Source organism: Cellulomonas dongxiuzhuiae, assembly GCF_018623035.1.
Classification (GTDB): domain Bacteria; phylum Actinomycetota; class Actinomycetes; order Actinomycetales; family Cellulomonadaceae; genus Cellulomonas; species Cellulomonas dongxiuzhuiae.
The window spans coordinates 1,245,069-1,263,059 of the sequence record NZ_CP076023.1 but is presented as its reverse complement, the minus strand read 5'-3'; the positions used below and the strand labels follow the sequence as shown (position 1 = coordinate 1,263,059).

The 17,991-nt window shown below is 74.0% G+C and carries 13 protein-coding genes; 1 reads left to right on the top strand and 12 read right to left on the bottom strand.

What is annotated here, in order from left to right; genetic code table 11:
* Nucleotides 1-5 precede the first annotated feature (5 nt).
* From KKR89_RS05630 to ilvD (KKR89_RS05585), 10 genes are all read right to left on the bottom strand, one after another.
* Nucleotides 6-1,004: an ABC transporter permease subunit gene (locus KKR89_RS05630; RefSeq protein ID WP_208197364.1), complete on the bottom strand. Its 999-nt coding sequence runs from the start codon at nucleotides 1,002-1,004 to the stop codon at nucleotides 6-8.
* A complete protein-coding gene (locus KKR89_RS05625; RefSeq protein ID WP_208197363.1) occupies nucleotides 1,001-1,984 on the bottom strand; it encodes an ABC transporter ATP-binding protein in 984 nt (327 codons plus the stop codon). Before KKR89_RS05625 ends, KKR89_RS05630 begins: the two co-directional genes overlap by 4 nt.
* 52 nt (nucleotides 1,985-2,036) lie before the next feature.
* Complete coding sequence (locus KKR89_RS05620; protein ID WP_208197362.1) at nucleotides 2,037-2,612, bottom strand: pyridoxamine 5'-phosphate oxidase family protein; 576 nt, start codon at nucleotides 2,610-2,612, stop codon at nucleotides 2,037-2,039.
* Nucleotides 2,613-2,657: 45 nt separating this feature from the next.
* Nucleotides 2,658-4,397, bottom strand: coding sequence for an alpha-glucosidase (locus KKR89_RS05615; RefSeq protein WP_208197361.1), 1,740 nt, complete (start codon nucleotides 4,395-4,397; stop codon nucleotides 2,658-2,660).
* A 272-nt stretch (nucleotides 4,398-4,669) separates the two neighbouring features.
* On the bottom strand, nucleotides 4,670-5,764 hold the full coding sequence (locus KKR89_RS05610; protein ID WP_208197360.1) for a nitroreductase family protein: 1,095 nt from the start codon (nucleotides 5,762-5,764) through the stop codon (nucleotides 4,670-4,672).
* Nucleotides 5,761-6,912 carry a GNAT family N-acetyltransferase gene (locus KKR89_RS05605; protein ID WP_208197359.1) on the bottom strand — a complete coding sequence of 384 codons (1,152 nt, stop codon included), beginning with the start codon at nucleotides 6,910-6,912 and terminating at the stop codon, nucleotides 5,761-5,763. The genes KKR89_RS05610 and KKR89_RS05605 overlap by 4 nt, the downstream gene beginning before the upstream one ends.
* Nucleotides 6,909-7,709: a hypothetical protein gene (locus KKR89_RS05600; RefSeq protein WP_208197358.1), complete on the bottom strand. Its 801-nt coding sequence runs from the start codon at nucleotides 7,707-7,709 to the stop codon at nucleotides 6,909-6,911. The genes KKR89_RS05605 and KKR89_RS05600 overlap by 4 nt, the downstream gene beginning before the upstream one ends.
* On the bottom strand, nucleotides 7,709-9,349 hold the full coding sequence (locus KKR89_RS05595) for a phenylacetate--CoA ligase family protein (RefSeq protein ID WP_208197357.1): 1,641 nt from the start codon (nucleotides 9,347-9,349) through the stop codon (nucleotides 7,709-7,711). Before KKR89_RS05595 ends, KKR89_RS05600 begins: the two co-directional genes overlap by 1 nt.
* Nucleotides 9,350-9,480: 131 nt before the next feature.
* On the bottom strand, nucleotides 9,481-11,196 hold the full coding sequence (locus KKR89_RS05590) for a carbohydrate-binding domain-containing protein (RefSeq protein ID WP_208197356.1): 1,716 nt from the start codon (nucleotides 11,194-11,196) through the stop codon (nucleotides 9,481-9,483).
* Between the two features lie 140 nt (nucleotides 11,197-11,336).
* A complete protein-coding gene (ilvD, locus tag KKR89_RS05585; protein ID WP_208197355.1) occupies nucleotides 11,337-13,055 on the bottom strand; it encodes a dihydroxy-acid dehydratase in 1,719 nt (572 codons plus the stop codon).
* A 69-nt stretch (nucleotides 13,056-13,124) separates the two neighbouring features.
* Between ilvD (KKR89_RS05585) and KKR89_RS05580 the strand changes: the two genes are divergently transcribed.
* Nucleotides 13,125-13,664 (top strand): hypothetical protein, encoded by a 540-nt coding sequence (locus KKR89_RS05580; RefSeq protein WP_208197354.1) that lies wholly within the window; start codon nucleotides 13,125-13,127, stop codon nucleotides 13,662-13,664.
* A 4-nt stretch (nucleotides 13,665-13,668) separates the two neighbouring features.
* Here KKR89_RS05580 and ilvD (KKR89_RS05575) read toward each other — a convergent pair whose 3' ends face one another.
* Nucleotides 13,669-15,531: a dihydroxy-acid dehydratase gene (gene ilvD / locus KKR89_RS05575; RefSeq protein ID WP_208197353.1), complete on the bottom strand. Its 1,863-nt coding sequence runs from the start codon at nucleotides 15,529-15,531 to the stop codon at nucleotides 13,669-13,671.
* 141 nt (nucleotides 15,532-15,672) lie between these two features.
* Nucleotides 15,673-17,952, bottom strand: a complete 2,280-nt coding sequence (locus tag KKR89_RS05570; RefSeq protein ID WP_454972393.1) for a beta-xylosidase/alpha-l-arabinosidase — start codon at nucleotides 17,950-17,952, stop codon at nucleotides 15,673-15,675.
* Nucleotides 17,953-17,991: the final 39 nt, after the last annotated feature.

Sequence of the window (17,991 nt, the reverse complement as noted above, 5' to 3'; positions counted from 1 at the left end):
GCCCGTCAGGTCACGTCCCGCAGCCGGAACGAGAGCCACCCCGCCAGGAGCGCGAGCGCGACCAGCACGCCCATCACCAGGGCACCCTGGCCGGCCCCGACGTAGCGGACCACCATCTCGCACACCTCGCCGCCGGACGCCTGGGGGTCGTGGACGCACGCGGGCACCTCGTACATCGCCTCGCCCGTGGTCCAGGCGCGGACGTTGGTCGACAGCGGCAGCCAGCGCGCGGGCGGCAGCACGAGCGCGAGCGTGCTCTCGACGGCGGCGATCCACCACACGACGATGCCGGTCACCGCGGCGGCGTGCCGCACGGCGAACGCGAGCCCGACGCCGAGCGCGGTCGCCCCGAGACCGACCGCGAGCCACCGCGCCGCCTGCCCCGCCAGCTCCGCGGCCACCGCAGGCTCGACCGTGGTCCCGGTGCCGTGCAGCGCGCACACGGCCGTGAGACCGGCGAGTGCGAGCACCGTCGGCACGACGGCGACCACCAGGGCGGCCACGGACGCCGCGGCGAGCTTGCTGACGAAGACGCGCCCACGCCGCGGCGTGAAGGTCAGCCACGTCCCCATCGCGCCCGACGCGAACTCCGCGGACACGAGGCCTACGCCGGTCATGAGCATGCCGATGACCACCATCAGCGCCGTGGACGTGAGCCGCTGCTCGAGCAGGTCGGCCAGCCCGGGGCGGTACGGGAGGAACTGCTCGAGGACCGGCTCCATCGCGTCGCACCCGAGGTCGACGGCCTCACCCTCGTCGGCCCGGACCTCGTCCTGCAGCTCGAGGCACCGGGCGACGAGCGCCGCTCCGTCCGCCTCCCACCGCTGCGCGGCCTCGGCGAGGGCGACGTGGGCCTCGTCGACCTGTCCGGACGTCGGCGGGCGCGTGTCCCACCAGCCGATGAGCACGAGCCCGACCGCGCCGAGCGTGACGGCCGCGACGACGCCCCAGACGAAGGGGCGGGCGCGGGCCCGCGCGAGCTCGGCGCGCAGCAGCCCGCTCACGCGGCACCCGCCGCGGAGGTGACCGTGGGCCCGGGAGCGCCGTCGGGACCCGGACCGGTGAGCTCGAGGAACGCGGCCTCCAGGTCGCGGCGCACGAGGGCGACCTCGTGCGCGTACACGCCGCCGCGGGCGAGCGCCTCGTTGACCTGCGCCGCGCCGGGCGAGCCCCCGACGAGCAGCGAGGTGCCGGCCCGCCGCACGGTCCAGCCCGCGGTGCCCAGCAGCGCCTGCGCGCGCACCGCGTCGGCCACGCCGACCCGCACGTCGGCGGCGGCACCCCCGCCGAGCAGCTCCGCCACCGTGCCCTCCGCGACGAGCCGGCCGCGCGCCACGACCGACACGGTGTCCGCGACCTGCTCGACCTCCGCGAGCATGTGGCTCGAGACCAGGACGGTGCGGCCCTCCTCGGCGAGGCCGCGCATCGTGGCGCGCACGTCGCGGATCCCGGCGGGGTCCAACCCGTTGGTGGGCTCGTCGAAGATCAGCAGGTCCGGGTCCCTGAGCAGGGTTGCCGCGACGGCCAGCCGCTGCTTCATGCCCAGCGAGTACCGGCGGAACTGGTCCTGCCCGCGGTCGCGCAGCCCGACGCGCTCGAGGACCTCCTCGACCCGCGTGTGCGGCACGTCCACGGCGGTCGCCAGCAGCCGCAGGTTGCGCCGGCCGGAGAAGCCCGGCACGAACTTGGGGTTCTCGACGATCGCCCCGACGCGTGCGACCACGTCGGGCAGCCGGGACGGCACGGGCGTGCCGAACAGGTGCACCGTCCCCGCGTCGGGCCGGACCAGTCCCAGGAGCATGCGGATGGTCGTGGTCTTGCCGGACCCGTTGGGGCCGAGGAACGCGTGCACGCCGCCCGAGGGCACGGTCAGGTCGAGGCGGTCGACGGCGACGACCTGCCGCAGCGTGAACGTCCGGTAGGTCTTGCGCAGACCCCGGACCCTCACGGCGGGCTCACCGGCGGCCGTCCGTGCAGCAGTCATCCCCCGGGGCTACGGCACGCCCGGCCCCGCGCGCGAGGTGACGCGCGGGGTTTCACCCGTCCGCGGGGTCCATGTCGAACGCGGGCAGGCCGTCGATGCTCGTGCGGTTCTTCAGCCGGCGGTACGCCGCCCGCCCCTCGACCCCCTTGCGCGTCATGTACCGGGGCAGCAGGTCGCGCTCGCCGCGGTAGTCCATGAGGGGGACGCCGTACCCGCAGGAGTCGGAGACGCGCTCGACGTCGACGACGACGACCGCGCGCGCTCCACTGGCCTCGTCGACATCCCCGTCGAAGCGGGCGAGGAGATCGTCGAACCCGTCGTCGTAGAGCGTGACGAACCGGCCGCGGCCGTGCAGGCGCACGATGTCCGGCGGGCCCTCGAACGCGCAGAACATCAGCGTGATGCGGCCGTTCTCGCGCAGGTGCGCGATGGTCTCCGACCCCGACGCGGTGAGGTCGACGTAGGCGACCGTGCGCTCGTCGAGCACCGCGAACGTGCCGCCGACGCCCTTCGGCGAGACGTTGACGTGGCCGTCCGGCCCGCTCGGCGCCGTCGCGACGAAGAAGACGTGCTGCGCGAGCAGCCACGCGCGCATGCGTTCCCCGATGTGCTCGTGGACCTTGCCCATCGGTGCATCGTGCCAGCCGTCACACGCCCGCGCCCGGCACGTCCGTCACCCGGTCGGCGTGCCGGCCCGCAGCACCACGGCCTCCCACGGACGCAGCGTCACCGCACCGGCGGCCACGCGGGCCGGCTCGGCGTGGTTCCCCAGGACGACCTCGGCGTCGTCCCACCCCGGCCCGACCTCCACCGTCTGCTCGTCACCGGTGAAGCTGCCCAGCACGAGCAGCCGCACGCCGCCGAGCGCGCGTGTGAACGCGTAGACGTGCTGGTGGTCGGGCAGCAGCATCGTGAAGTCCCCGAGGCGCACGACCGGGTCGTCGTGCCGCAGCGCGATCAGGCGGCGGTAGTGGTGGAACACCGAGGACGGGTCGGCGCGCTCGGCCTCGGCGTTGACGTGCCGGTGGTTCGGGTTGACCGGCAGCCACGGCCGGCCCGTCGTGAAGCCGGCGTGCGGTGAGGCGTCCCACTGCACGGGTGTGCGCGCGTTGTCGCGGCTCATCGCGGCGAGACCCGCGAGGATGCGCTCCTCGGGGACGTGGCCCAGCGTGCGCGCCTCCTCCGCGTAGCGCAGCGCCTCGATGTCCCGGTAGTCGTCGAGCGACGTGAGGTGCGCGTTCGTCATCCCGAGCTCCTCGCCCTGGTAGATGTACGGCGTCCCGCGGTGCAGGTGCAGCACGGTCGCGAGCATGGTGGCCGACTCGCGGCGGTACTCGCCGTCGTCGCCGAAGCGCGACACGATGCGCGGCTGGTCGTGGTTGTCCCAGTAGAGCGAGTTCCAGCCCACGTCGGCGAGGCCCGCCTGCCAGCGGCCGAGCACGGCCTTGAGGTCCCGCAGGTCCAGGGGCCGCGGGTCGTACTTGCCGCCGGGCCCGTGGTCGAGGCCGACGTGCTCGAACGTGAAGACCATGTCGAGCTCGCGGCGCGCGGGGTCGGTGAACAGGACGCCGTCCTCGACGGTCGCACCGGGCGTCTCCCCCACCAGCAGCAGGCCGTCGCGGCGTCCGTCGAACACCTCGTGGTGCATCTCCTGCAGGTACTCGTGCAGCCGGGGGCCGTGCATGTACTGCGCGGACCCGTCGCCGAGCGCGCCCGTGGTCGCCGGGCCGTCGGACAGCGTGCCGTCCTCGGCGACGACCTTCGAGATGAGGTTGATGACGTCCATGCGGAACCCGTCGACCCCCCGGTCGAGCCACCAGCGCATCATCGCGTAGACGGCCTGGCGGACCTGCGGGTTCTCCCAGTTGAGGTCGGGCTGCTTGCGGCTGAACAGGTGCAGGTAGTACTCGCCGGACGCCTCGTCGTACTCCCACGCGGGACCGGAGAAGAACGACCCCCAGTTGGTCGGCTCGGCACCGGGCGTGCCGGGCGCCATGCCGGGGCGGGCCGGGCGCCACCAGTACCAGTCGCGCTTGGGCGAGTCGACGGACGACCGCGACTCGACGAACCACGGGTGCTCGTCGCTCGTGTGGTTGACGACGAGGTCCATGACGACCTTGATGCCGCGCGCGTGCAGCGCGTCGATCACCTCGTCGAGGTCGGCGAGCGTCCCGAACAGCGGGTCGACGTCCTGGTAGTCGCTGATGTCGTAGCCGTTGTCGTCCTGCGGGCTGCGGTACAGCGGCGAGAACCACACGACGTCGACGCCGAGCTCGACGAGGTGGTCGATCCGCTGCAGGACGCCGCGCAGGTCACCGATCCCGTCGCCGTCGGAGTCCTGGAAGGACCGCGGGTAGATCTGGTACACGACCGCACCGGTCCACCAGGGGGCGTCGTCAGGCGTGGGGTTCACGTGTGCTCCTCGGGGTCGTCGGCCTCGGGACCTCGACCCTCGCACGGGCTCACCGCACGCACATCCCGAGGTCGGGCAGATCGGGACGTTCGGCCCATCGTCGCGTTGACTCTGTCAACTGCGTGGAGATCGCACACGTGCGCACGACGTTCGTCGTGCTCACGCACGGGCTCATCGCCCTGCTCCGCACCCAGCCGGGACCGGACGCTGTCCGGGCCGAACCCGGGGGGCTTCGCCGTTCGCGGCCGCGGCGCGTGCCCGCGCACGAGCGGTCAGCCGGTGCGGTCCGTGAGCCGCGGCGAGCGCGGCACCGGCGCCGCCGGCCGGCCCACGCTGAAGACCGCGAGCGCGACCTGCGACCGGCGCAGCCCCAGGCGACGGCGCAGCCCGGCGACGGCGTGCGGCGAGTCGACCACCTCGGAGTGGGGTGCGACGGCGAGACCCGCACGTGCCGCGTGCAGCCACGTGCGCTGCAGCGCCCGCCCCGCCTCGACCACGTCCGCCGGCGGCAGCCCGAGCCGCGCGTCGAGCGCCTCCGTGGCCCCGAGCACGCCGGGCGTGCGGGCGACGAGCACCAGGTGCTGCGGGCCCTCGAGCGGCTCGCCTGGCCCGGGCGCGGGCGGCAGCGGTCGCGCGCGCACCACCGCCTCGACGGCACGACCCGCCCAGCCCGCCACCGTCAGCGTCGCGTCGTGCAGCCCCGGGCGACGCGTGAGCGGTGCGGCCACGCGGGCCGCGACGGGCGGCAGCCGCAGCATGCGGTCGGTCATGCCGTCGCGTGCGTACCGCGGGTGGGTCGGGCTCAGGCGCAGCCACCGGATGAGCTCGGCCGCCACCGCGCGCCGCGAGGCGGTCCACGCCGTCCCCAGCCGCACCAGGTGGCGCATGGCCGGGTCGTCCACCTGGAGCAGCACGAGCCACGGCGGCAGCGCCGGGAGATCGGCCCGCAGGTCGGGGGCGCGGTCGAGACGTCCGCGGTCCGCCCGTCGCTCGTCCACGTCGCGCGGCGTGAAGGGTGTCGCGTACGCCGTCGCGTCGGGCCGCAGCACGAGGACCGGTGCGTCCGGGTCGGCCGGGCCCCGCACCGGCAGGTCCTCGAGGCGGTCCAGGTGCGGCATCGGCTCGACCGTCACGCCCCGACCGTCGGCCGCCGCGGCGACCGCGACGCACTCGACCCAGGCCCCGAGCGACAGCAGCAGGTCACGGAAGGACGGGTCGCCCGCGGCCAGGACCCGGTCGGGGACGACCGCGACCTCGATGCGGTCGTCGAGCACGCGCACCGACCACGGCTGGGTGTTGTGCGCGGACGGTGCACGCCCCGCGGTCCGGACCCAGGCGTGCAGGTCGTGGTCGTGCGTCGAGCTCATGGGGTCTCCTCCGCCGCCACGCGGGCGGTCGTCGCGTCCGGCGGCGGCAGCGGCCGACGGTAGAACGTCACGCCGTGCAGGGGACGCCCGCCGACGCGCTGGAACTGCCGCGCGGAGGCGGGGTTGTCCCGCCCGACGAACGTCGAGCGCAGCCGGGCGTATCCGCCCGTCGCGAGGTGCGCGTGCAGAGTGCGCGTCAGCAGCGTGAGCACGCCCTGCCCCTGCCGGTCGGGATCGGTGCCCTGGATGATGAGGACCGCCTCGCGCCGGTAGCGACCCCGTGTCGCGAGCAGGAGCAGCTGCTGCAGCAGCCCGAGGCGGCCACCGACGCGCTGCACGTAGGCCGTGATGTCCGGGACCACCAGCACGAACGCCACGAGCGCGCCGGTCGCGGCGTCGCGCGCGAGCAGCAGCAGGTCCTCGTCGACGAGGTGGCCCAGCCCGTCGGTCGCCGCCGCCATCTCCTGCTCGGTGATGGACGTGTAGTACGGCAGCGCGGCGAACGAGCGGTTGAGCACCGCGAGCACCTCGGGCACGAGACGCGCGAGCTGCGAGCGTCGCCCGCGCTCCAGGCGCAGACCCGCCGCGCGCCACTCGTCCTGCGACGGCAGGTCCCCCGCGGACGACGCGGCGACGTCGACGACCCACGTGTCGGACTCGCCCCAGCGCGCGAAGCCCAGGGCCTCGTACGTCGCGGGGACCCAGGCCGGGTTCCACGGCGAGTCGACGAACCCGCGGTGCTCGAAGCCCGACGTGACGACCCCGCCGGACTGGTTGGGCAGCAGCGCCACGGGACCGAACAGCTGTGCGTGGCCGGCGGCGCGCGCCTCGAGCGCGGCGACGAGCGCACGCGCGGCGTCGGCGTCCCTGAACTCGGTCGCACCGAACAGCAGCGACCGGGCCCCCAGCCGCGCGTCGAGCCGCGCGTCGGTGTGGACCGTGGTGCGACCCACCGCCCGCCCGGCCGCGTCGCGCACGAGCAGGAGCTCGACCGGCTCGGGGTGCGGCGACGTCCCGCGCCACCAGGACTCCACGGTCGACGCGAGCAGCGGCACCGCCAGGTGGCGGGGGTGCAGCCGCAGGGGCAGGTCGAGGAAGTCGCGCAGGTCCGCGCGCGAGGCGACCGGCACGACGGCGAGGCCGCTCACGGCACCTCGCCCGGGCGGCCCGCGTCGGCGAGGTGCACGCGGATGTACCCGCCGGTGCCGTGCCTGCGGTCGCGCGTGATCCACGTCATGAGGCGCCGGTGGGCGGGGATGCGCGCGAAGACCATCAGCGCGTCCCGGTCCGTGAAGAACGCGAGCGTCCCGAGCGTGAACGGGGGCTCCCAGTACACGCGGTGCCACACGTAGCCCGTCATGCGCCGCATGGCGGCGACCATGGGGTACCACTCGCGCGCGAGCACGGCCCACGAGTGGGGCCCGCGGTAGCGCGTGGCACCGAGGAACATCGCCCCGGCCCGGGCCGGGGTGCCGCGCGCACCCGCGACCGGCGCGGGAGACGACGCGGGCCCGGGGGTGCGTGCACGACGGTCGCGACGCGGCGGGGCCGGCGCGACGCTCGGGGGGAGCCGGCCCTGCGCCCTCTCGCTGCTCGTCGGGGAGAACCGCTCGACGTGCGCCATGACGTCACCCTCGGCACGCCACACACCGTTGGCGTAGCCGTCGGGGTCGGCGCAGAACGTGCGGACGCGGTCCCGCGCGAGGTCGAGACCCGCCGTGAACCGCTGCGCGTGCGCCACCGTCGCGAAGCACACCACACGGCCGCGCACCGCACCCGCACCGTCGCGCGCCCGCAGCCCGACGCTCCAGAGGTGGCCGTCCGCGGCGCGCGCCGCGCGCCGGGTCGCACGCACCCACGCCGCACCGGCGCCCGGCCGCTCCACGACCACGAGCGCGTCCGCACGGGCCGGGGCGGGCGCCCGGGAGAAGTCGCGCGTGCGCATCAGGCCGTGCGTCCGGGGTGGGTCGTCGACGGGTCCCTGTCGGCGGCGTCGACGAGGTACACGTTCTTGATCTTCGTGCTGCCGCCCGCGAAGGGGCCCGTGCCGTGGTCGTGGACGTGCACCCGCAGGTCGCCCGACGTCGGGTCCTCCTCGAGCGACTGCGCGACGTCACGCGACACCGACGCGAGGTGCGCCAGGACGCCTGCGGCGGCTCGCTCGGCGAGGTCCGCCCGCTCGTCGGCGGTCACGTCCGCGTCCGCCCGCAGCTGCAGGTGGATCGCCGGGCGCTGCTCGTGGTCACCCACGTCGACGAGCGCCAGCTTGAACGACTCGATGACGGCCGCGTGCGGGTTGTCGAGGTACAGGCCGTTCTCGACGTCGAGGGGGTACAGGTTGGCGCCCATGTACGAGACGGTGGAGTCCTTGCGGCCGTACAGCAGCAGGAACGGCAGGCGCATCCGCTGGACCGCGTACGCGCGCTCGAAGCCGAACGCGAGCCGGTCGCACTGCGGCTCCGGCAGCGCCGCGATCGCGGCCTTCATGGCGTCGAACGTGACGATCTGCGCCTCGTCGCCGATGTCGTACCGCAGCTTGGGGCTCATGATGTCGGCCGAGTTGAGCGTCACCAGCAGGTGCCGGTCCGCCGTGGTCTCCATGTACGTCTCGAGCGGGTTGTACTGGAACACCATCGGCGTGCGCGTCTCGTCGGCCCCGAGCAGCGCGTCGCGCAGCGGCCCGCCCGCGGCAAGCGTGCGCCGCACCCACACGGCGAGATCGCTCTCCCCCGCCATGCCGATCGTCAGGTCGGACGCGCCGTAGCCCGAGTAGACGCGGCCGAACCGGTCCTCCAGGTAGTCGCGCAGGCCCTCGGTCAGCGCCTCGCCGCCGACGAACCCGTTGAGGTCGTAGGCGTCCCAGTCGAAGCCGTCGGCGTCGAGCCGGTCGCGCAGGTGCTTGAGGAAGGGCGGGTAGGCGCAGACCAGGTAGGTGTACCGGGGGCCGAAGTGCCGCAGCGTGTCGACGATCTTGTCGATGTCCGGGCCGGTGTTCTTGACCATCGCGATGCGCGACATCGCGATGCCGGTGTTGGTGCCGGTGGCCCACGCGCCCATCGAGAACGCGTTGATCGCGAACAGCCGCCGCGTGCCGAACAGCGACGTCACGTACCCGGCGACGTTCTTGTGCACGGTCACCAGCTCGCGCCGCGAGCGCATCCAGTTGTAGGGCGTGCCCGACGAGCCGCTCGACTCGTCGACGACGGTCCCGACGGTCTCGATGAGCCCGTCCCAGCAGCGGACGTCCTCGGGGTACCGGTCGACGTACTCGTGCTTCGACGTCGGCCGGTAGGCAGTCAGGTCCCACCACCGGAACCGGAACCCCGCCTCGTCCACGTAGTGCCGGTACGCCGGGACGTCGAGGTACGCGTGCTGGCAGATCATCCAGGCGTTGAGCCGGGCGAACCGCTCCATCGCCGGGTGGTAGTTGCGGGCCGTGAACCGCCACAGCGCCGGGTGCAGGCGGTAGGCGCGGTACACCGTGGTCACACCCCACGTGGCGATCCGCAGCGCGGCCTGCCGCACCGCGCTCGCGCGCGGTGTGGTCCCCGGCCGGACGAGGGGATCACGTCGGTCGGTGGTCATGCGCACACCATCGCCGATCGCGCACGCACCGGGGAGGGCGGGCGCACCCTGCGGACACGTTTCACCCGGTCAGCCGCACGTCCGCCCTCCCGGGCGCCCCCTTCGTGCGCGTCCTGGTCAGCGCGCCCTCGTCAGCGCGGCGGCCACCCTCCCCAGCCGCCCGGCGCCGGCGCGGTGCCCGCGGTGGCGGTCGCGACGACGGTCGCCGCGGACGCGTCGCCCGGCATCTCGTAGTACCCGCCCAGCACGGGCCCCGCGGCGGCACCGCCGACGGCGAGCCGGTACTGCGTTCCCGCGACGAGGGCGCTGCTGGACACCAGGACGTTGCCCTGGGCCTTCATGGTCCGGAACGAGACGACGACCGTGCCGTCGGGCGCGAGCACGTGCATCAGCGTGCCGGCGGGCTGCTGCGAGCTGAGCGACACCCAGGTCTGGGGTGACGTGGTCGCCGGCGTGGCCACGTGACCGCCGTGGCTCGTCCCGACGACGGTCCCGCCGGTGACCTGGAAGTCCCCGGTGACGTCCAGGGCGGAGTTGACCCACTCGGTCGAGCCGTCGACGTACATCGTGCCGCCCGAGATCGCGCCCGTCCCGTTGGAGTCCAGGCCGTCACCGACGGCCGAGTGCAGCACGAGCCGGCCGCCGCTGACAGCGACGTGGACCCCGGGCAGCACGTCCATCGAGTCGGGCGCCGCGGGGTCGGCGGCGTTGATCGCGTCATCCGTCGCCGTGACCTCGACCAGGCCACCCGAGATCTCGACGACCTTCGACTCCAGCCCCTCGACGGACGTCCTGACGACCAGCGCACCGCCCGAGACCGCGAGCCGCTCACCGGCGTCGATGCCGTCCTCGCCGGTCGCGAGCGTCGCGCTGCCGGACGCGACGCGGATCGTGCCGTCGGAGTGGACGGCGTCGTCGATCGCGTCCACCACGAGCGCGCCGCCGCCCAGCACGACCGACGCGTCGCCGACGAGGCCCTTCGCGCCCTGTCCCGTCCCCGCGGCGCCGCCGCCGGCGGTCACCCCGAGGTCCCCGCCCGAGACGACCACGTCGGACGCGGCCGTGACGCCGTCGTCCCCGGACGTCACGGTCGTGCTGCCGCCGGCGACGTGCACGAACCCGCCCTCGGGTGCGTCGTCGTCGGACTTCAGGCCGTCGCCGGTCGCCGTGACGTCGAGGGTGCCCCCTGTCACCTGGAGGTAGTCCTTGCCGCGGACGCCGTCGTCGGCGGCGCGCACCGTGAGCCTCCCGCCCGCGAGCACCAGGCCGTCCTTGGACGCGATCCCGTCGTTCGCGTTGCCGACCACGGTCAGGGCACCGCCCCCGGCGATCGTGAGGTCGGCCGAGGAGAACAGCGCGGCGTTCGGCTCGTCGACACCCTCGGGGTAGGTGTACGTGGCGGCGTCGGTCAGGGTGTTCGTCGAGCCGTCGGCGAGGACCACGGCCACCTCGCCCGCGTCCTGCACCTGCAGCGGCGACGTCGTGGCCGACGTGATCGAGGCACCGTCGAGCACCACCCGCACGACGCCGTCACCCGCCGACGCGACGACGAGCGCGCCGTCCGCGAGCGCGCCGCTGACGCGGTACGTGCCCGGCGCGGTGATGGTGACCGTGCCCCCGTCCGCGCTCGCGCCGTCACCGGTCACGACCGCCGACGAGCCCGTCAGCCCGATCGTCGTCTCGCTGCCCGCGTCCCAGTCCAGCACGTGGGCGGTGGCGTGCACCGGCAGGTGGCCGGCGAGCGCCTCCTCCACCGCCGGCTCCGCCGCACCGGCTGCGGGGGCGGTCCCGACCAGGCTCGTCACGATCAGCCCGGCGACCGCTGCGGCCGTGGTTCCTCGTCGCATCGTTGCTCCTTCGTCCCGTGTGCTGCCCGCACACGGGACCAGGGAAGCGGCTGACGCCCGTCCCGTCTGGACCACGAAACGTTCAGGCTTCGCACCGAAAGTCCGAAGCACGCCCGCGCAGCGGTGCTCGAGGGCGCCGCTCAGTACAGGACGGCGCCCTTCGAGGCCGACTGCACGAGCTTCTGGTACTTGCCGAGCACGCCGCGCGTGTACCGCGGCGGCAGCGGCGACCAGCCCGCACGGCGCTGCGCGAGCTCGGCGTCGTCCACCAGCAGGTCGAGCGTCGCGTGGGCGACGTCGAGCCGGATGCGGTCGCCGTCGCGGACGAACGCGATCGGGCCGGCGTCGACGGCCTCGGGTGCGATGTGCCCCACGCACAGGCCCGTCGTGCCGCCCGAGAAGCGGCCGTCGGTCACGAGCAGGACGTCCTTGCCGAGGCCGGCGCCCTTGATCGCCCCCGTGATGGCGAGCATCTCGCGCATCCCGGGCCCGCCCTTGGGGCCCTCGTACCGGATGACGACGACGTCACCGGCCTGGATCGTGCCGTCCTCGAGCGCGTCCAGCGCGGCCCGCTCGCGCTCGAAGACGCGCGCGGTCCCCTCGAAGACGTCGGAGTCGAAGCCCGCGGACTTCACGACCGACCCCTCCGGGGCGAGGGACCCGGACAGGATCGTGATGCCGCCCGTGCGGTGGATGGGGTTGTCCAGCGCGCGCAGGATCTTGCCGTCGGGGTCCGGCGGGGCGATCTCGGCGAGGTTCTCGGCGACCGTGCGGCCCGTGACGGTCAGGCAGTCGCCGTGCAGCAGCCCGGCGTCGAGCAGGGCCTTCATGATGACGGGCACGCCCCCGACCCGGTCGACGTCGTTCATGACGTACCGGCCGAACGGCTTGAGGTCGCCCAGGTGGGGCACGCGCGACGCGACCCGGCTGAAGTCGTCGAGCGTGAGGTCGACCTCCGCCTCGTGCGCGATGGCCAGCAGGTGCAGCACCGCGTTGGTCGACCCGCCGAACGCCATGACGACGGCGATCGCGTTCTCGAACGCCTCCTTCGTCATGATCTGGCGGGCCGTGATGCCGCGACGCAGCATCTCGACCACGGCCTCGCCCGACCGGTGCGCGAACTGGTCGCGGCGCCGGTCCGCCGAGGGCGGCGCGGCCGACCCGGGGATCGACATGCCGATCGCCTCGGCGACGGACGCCATCGTGTTGGCGGTGTACATGCCGCCGCACGCGCCCTCGCCCGGGCAGATCGCGCGCTCGATGCGGTCGACGTCCTCGCGCGACATCAGCCCGCGCGCGCACGCCCCGACGGCCTCGAACGCGTCGATGATCGTCACCTCCTTCTCGGTGCCGTCCGACAGCTTGACCCAGCCGGGCATGATCGAGCCGGCGTAGAGGAACACCGACGCCAGGTCCAGCCGCGCCGCCGCCATGAGCATGCCGGGCAGGGACTTGTCGCAGCCCGCCAGCAGCACCGAGCCGTCGAGCCGCTCGGCCATCATCACGGTCTCGACGCTGTCCGCGATGATGTCGCGGCTGACCAACGAGTAGTGCATGCCCTCGTGGCCCATCGAGATGCCGTCGGACACCGAGATCGTGCCGAACTCCAGGGGGTACCCGCCTGCCGCGTGCACACCGTTCTTGGCGGCCTTGGCCAGCCGGTCGAGCGACAGGTTGCACGGCGTGATCTCGTTCCACGAGCTCGCGACACCGATCTGCGGCTTCGCGAAGTCGTCGTCCCCGAGCCCGACGGCACGCAACATGCCGCGCGCGGCCGTCGCCTCGAGCCCGTCCGTCACCTGCCGGGAGCGGGGCTTGATGTCGATGCCCGGTGCCGGCGCGTCGTGCGATGAAGTCATGTCGCGACCATAGCCACGCAGCGCGCCGGACGCCGCCCGCCGCGGCGGTGCCAGGATGAGCAGGTGACCATGCTCCGCACCACCCGCCGTCCGTCGTGGCTGATCGCGCCCCTGCTGTGCGCCGCGCTCCTGTCCGGGTGCTCGTCCGACGCGCCCGACGCGTCGGGCAGCCCGAGCGCGAGCGCCGCGGCCGACGCGCCGAGCCCCACCACGTCGGCACCCGTCTCCGGCCCCGAGTCCGCGCCCGCGGCCACCGCCGACCCGGCCGGCCCCGAGGGCAGCTTCCGGACCTGGCTCGCCGCGAGCCGGGCACCCGACGCCGCGACCGCCTGCGCCTACATGACGCCCGAGCTGTCGCAGCGGATGCTCGACCAGCTCACGGCCCAGGGCGTCCCTGGGGTCACCGACTGCGCGAGCCTCATCACGATGACCGCCGCCCTGTTCGCGGCGGCCGGCCAGCCGCCCGAGACGGTCGTCGAGGTGCGCGAGGAGTCGGCCGACCGCGCCGTCCTGCACGTCACCTACGCGGCGGGCAGCTGCGGCCGCGTCGTCCTGCGCCCCGGGCCGGGGCACTGGCTGCTGGACGAGCGCTCGCAGGAGGAGTGCTGATCGCTCAGCGCCGCCGCAGCCGGCTCACGTCGCGCACCGCGCCGCGGTCGGCACTCGTCGCCATCGCCGCGTACGCCTGCAGCGCGGGCGACACGTAGCGGTCGCGGTCGACCGGCTGCCACGGGTTCTCGCTCGCCTCCATCTTGGCGCGACGCTCCGCGAGCACGGCGTCCGGGACGTTGACCCGGATGACCCGCGCCTCGACGTCGATCTCGATCTCGTCGCCGTCCTCGACCAGCCCGATGGTGCCGCCCGCGGCCGCCTCGGGGCTGACGTGACCCACGGAGATGCCGCTGGACCCGCCCGAGAACCGGCCGTCGGTGAGGAGCGCGCACACCTTGCCCAGGCCGCGGCCCTTGATGAACGACGTCGGGTAGAGCATCTCCTGCATGCCGGGCCCGCCCGCGGGGCCCTCGTAGCGCACCACGACGACGTGACCGGGCTGGACCTCCTTGCGCAGGATCTTGTCGACGGCCTCGTCCTGCGACTCGCACACCAGCGCGCGACCCACGAAGTGGAAGACGTCGGGGTCGATGCCCGCGGTCTTGATGATCGCGCCGTCCGGCGCCAGGTTGCCCCGCAGCACCGCGAGACCGCCCTCGACGGTGTAGGCGTGCGCGGCGTCGCGGATGCAGCCCGCGGCCGCGTCCGTGTCGAGCGACTCCCACACGTTCGACGTGGAGAACGCCTGCGTCGTGCGCACGCCGCCCGGCGCCGCCAGAAACAGGTCGAGCGCGCGCTGCGTCGCCGTGCCGCTGCGAATGTCCCAGTCGTCCAGCCACGCCCGCAGGGTCGGGGTGTGCACGCTGGTGACGTCGTGGTCGAGCAGGCCGGCACGGTCCAGCTCGCCCAGCAGCGCGGGGATGCCGCCAGCGCGGTGCACGTCCTCCATGTGGAAGTCCGGGTGGTTGGGCGCGACCTTCGAGAGGCACGGCACCCGGCGGCTGATGGTGTCGATGTCCTCGAGCGTGAACTCGAGCTCGGCCTCCTGCGCGGCCGCCAGGATGTGCAGCACGGTGTTGGTGGAGCCGCCCATCGCGACGTCGAGCGTCATGGCGTTGCTGAACGCCGCACGGTTGGCGATCGACCGGGGCGCGACGCTGTCGTCCTCGTCCTGGTAGTAGCGGCGCGCGAGGTCGACGATCGTGCGTCCCGCCTCGAGGAACAGCTCGCGCCGGGCCGTGTGCGTCGCGAGCGTCGAGCCGTTGCCCGGCAGCGAGAGCCCGAGGGCCTCGGTCAGGCAGTTCATCGAGTTGGCCGTGAACATGCCCGAGCACGAGCCGCACGTGGGGCACGCGTTCTCCTCGACGCGGCCCAGCGCCTCGTCGGACACGTTGTCGTCGGCCGAGTAGTTGATCGCGTTGATGAGGTTCAGGTGCGTCTTCGCCACGCCGTCGGCGACCACCGCCTTGCCGGCCTCCATCGGCCCGCCGGACACGAAGATCACCGGGATGTTCAGCCGCAGCGCCGCGTTGAGCATGCCGGGCGTGATCTTGTCGCAGTTGGAGATGCAGACGATCGCGTCGGCGCAGTGCGCGTTGACCATGTACTCGACCGAGTCGGCGATGAGGTCACGGCTCGGCAGCGAGTAGAGCATGCCGCCGTGGCCCATCGCGATGCCGTCGTCGACCGCGATCGTGTTGAACTCCTTGGCGACGCCGCCCGCCTCGCGGATCGCGCCCGCGACGAGGTCACCCATGTCCTTGAGGTGCACGTGCCCGGGGACGAACTGCGTGTAGGAGTTCGCGATCGCGATGATCGGCTTGCCGAAGTCCTCGGACGTCATGCCCGTCGCACGCCACAGCGCACGCGCACCGGCCATGTTCCGGCCGTGGGTCGAGGTACGAGAGCGCAGCGGACGGCTCAACGTGGGATCTCCTTCGCACGGGGGCACGACGTCACCTCCGGGGTGACGACCTCGACACGCTACGCCCGCGCAGCGGCACGCACGTCGGACGTCCGTCCAGTGATCCGCCGGCGGCGGCTGCTCCGACCGCCGGCGGACGGCTCAGCGGACCGTGACGCCGGTCCAGCGGGGGTCGTCGATCGTCACGGGGTAGGTCGGGCCGGCGAGGTCGACGACGGCCTGGGTCTCGCGCTGCGCGCACGACGGCCCCACCCACACCTCGAGCGCTCCGGGCTCGACGACGCGGCGACCCGTGCGGTCGGTGAACGCGAGGCGCGCGGCGGGCACGGCGAGCTCGACCTCGACGCACCGGCCGGGCGCGAGCTCGACCCGGCGGTAGCCGAGCAGCTGAGCCACGGGGCGCGTGACGCTCGCGACGACGTCCTTGCCGTAGAGCTGCACGACGTCGGCACCTGCCCGGTCCCCGGTGTTGGTGACGGTCACGGTGACGGTCAGACCGGCGCTGGTGGTGGCGCCGGGCGCCACCCGCAGGTCCGTGCGGGTGAAGGACGTGTACGACAGCCCGTGGCCGAACGGCAGCGTCGGCACGGTGCTGAGGTTGGTGACGTCGCCGTCGCCGCCCAGCGTCGGGTGCAGGTAGGTGTAGGGCTGCGCGCCGGCGGAGCGTGGCAGCGAGACCGGCAGCCGGCCCGACGGGTTCACGCGGCCCGTGAGGACACCGGCGACCGCGTTGCCGCCCTCCTCCCCCGGGAAGAAGGCCTGCACCGCTGCGGCGCAGCGCTCGAGCGCCCAGTCCACCGCGTAGGGGCGGCCCGTGAGCATGACGAGCACGACGGGCGTGCCGGTCGCCAGGACGGCCTCGACGAGCTGACGCTGGACGCCGGGCAGCTCGAGGTCGTCCCGGTCGCAGCCCTCGCCGACCGTGCCACGGCCGAACAGCGCGGCGTGGTCGCCGACCACGAGCACCGCGACGTCCGCGGCGCTCGCCACGGCGACGGCCGCGGCGAAGCCCGAACGGTCGTCGTCGTCCACCGCGCAGCCGGGCGTGGAGGAGACGTCGCCGCCGTGCTCGCGGCGCAGGGCCTCGAGCACGGTGGGCGTCTCGATCCCGACCACCGCGTCCGGGTGGTGCGCGAGCACGTGGTTGAGGAACGAGTAGCAGCCGAACAGCGCGGCGGCCCGGTCGGCGTTCGGGCCGATCACCGCCACGCGGGCGTCCCGCGCGAGGGGCAGCGTGCCGTCGTTCGTGAGCAGCACGAGCGAGCGCTCGGCGAGGAGGGCCGCGACCTCGCGGTGCTCGGGCGAGTCCAGGTCGACGTCGGTAGGCGGCTCGTCCTCGAAGGTCGCGTCGAGCAGGCCCAGCGCCTCCTTCTGGGCGAGCGCCCGCAGCACCGCGCGGTCGACGAGCGCCTCGTCGACGGTGCCCGCGCGGACGGCGGCGGCGAGCGGCTCGAGGTACGCGTCACCCGTCGGCAGCTCGATGTCGACGCCGGCGGCGAGCGCCTGGCCGGCAGCCTCACCGAGGTCGGCGGCGACGTGGTGCAGCAGCTGGAGGAACGCGACGCCGAAGTAGTCGGCGACCACCGTGCCGTCGAAGCCCCAGCGCTCGCGCAGCAGACCGGTCAGCAGGTCGGGGTCGGCCGCGACGGGCACGCCGTCGATGCCGGCGTAGGAGTGCATGACGGAGCGCACCCCGCCGTCGACGACACCCATCTCGAACGGCACGAGCAGGACGTCGGCCAGCTCACGACGGCCGATGTGGACCGGGGCGAAGTTGCGGCCGGACTGGGAGGCCGAGTACCCGACGAAGTGCTTGAGCGTGGCGTGGACGCCTGTCGACTGCAGGCCGCGGACGTACGACGTGCCCAGCGTGCCGACCAGGTAGGGGTCCTCGGAGATGCACTCGTCCACGCGACCCCAGCGGGGGTCGCGGATGACGTCCAGCACGGGGGCCAGGCCCTGGTGGATGCCCAGCTCGCGCATCGACCCGCCGATGAGCTCGCCCATGCGCGTGACGAGGTCGGCGTCGAAGGACGCGCCCCAGGCCAGGGGGGTCGGGAAGGTCGCCGCACCCCACGCGGAGAGCCCGGTGAGGCACTCCTCGTGCACGAGAGCGGGGATGCCGAGGCGGGTCTCGTTGACGAACCAGCGCTGCTTGGCCCAGAGCCAGGCGGCCCGCTCCGCCGCGTCGACCGGGCGTGTGCCGTAGACGCGCGTGAGGTGGCCGAGCCCGTCCTGGATCGCGTCGTCGAGCCCGCGCGGCGCCTCGAACTCGCCCTGGAGCGGGGCGACGGCCTCGCCCTCGCTCTTCTCCCAGAAGCCGACGATCTGGGCGAGCTTCTCGTCGAGCGTCATGCGAGCCAGGAGATCCCGCACCCGCTGCGAGACGCGTGGGCCTCCGGACAGCTCGATCTGCGTCACTGGACTGCTCTCCTTCACGTGCGCGCCCGCCACGATGCG

Coding starts and splice junctions, on each gene's coding strand:
- KKR89_RS05625 (WP_208197363.1), bottom strand. CDS start 1,984: ATGACTGCTGCACGGACGGCCGCCGGTGAGCCCGCCGTGAGGGTCCGG.
- KKR89_RS05620 (WP_208197362.1), bottom strand. CDS start 2,612: ATGGGCAAGGTCCACGAGCACATCGGGGAACGCATGCGCGCGTGGCTG.
- KKR89_RS05610 (WP_208197360.1), bottom strand. CDS start 5,764: ATGAGCTCGACGCACGACCACGACCTGCACGCCTGGGTCCGGACCGCG.
- KKR89_RS05600 (WP_208197358.1), bottom strand. CDS start 7,709: ATGCGCACGCGCGACTTCTCCCGGGCGCCCGCCCCGGCCCGTGCGGAC.
- KKR89_RS05595 (WP_208197357.1), bottom strand. CDS start 9,349: ATGACCACCGACCGACGTGATCCCCTCGTCCGGCCGGGGACCACACCG.
- KKR89_RS05590 (WP_208197356.1), bottom strand. CDS start 11,196: ATGCGACGAGGAACCACGGCCGCAGCGGTCGCCGGGCTGATCGTGACG.
- ilvD (WP_208197355.1), bottom strand. CDS start 13,055: ATGACTTCATCGCACGACGCGCCGGCACCGGGCATCGACATCAAGCCC.
- KKR89_RS05580 (WP_208197354.1), top strand. CDS start 13,125: ATGCTCCGCACCACCCGCCGTCCGTCGTGGCTGATCGCGCCCCTGCTG.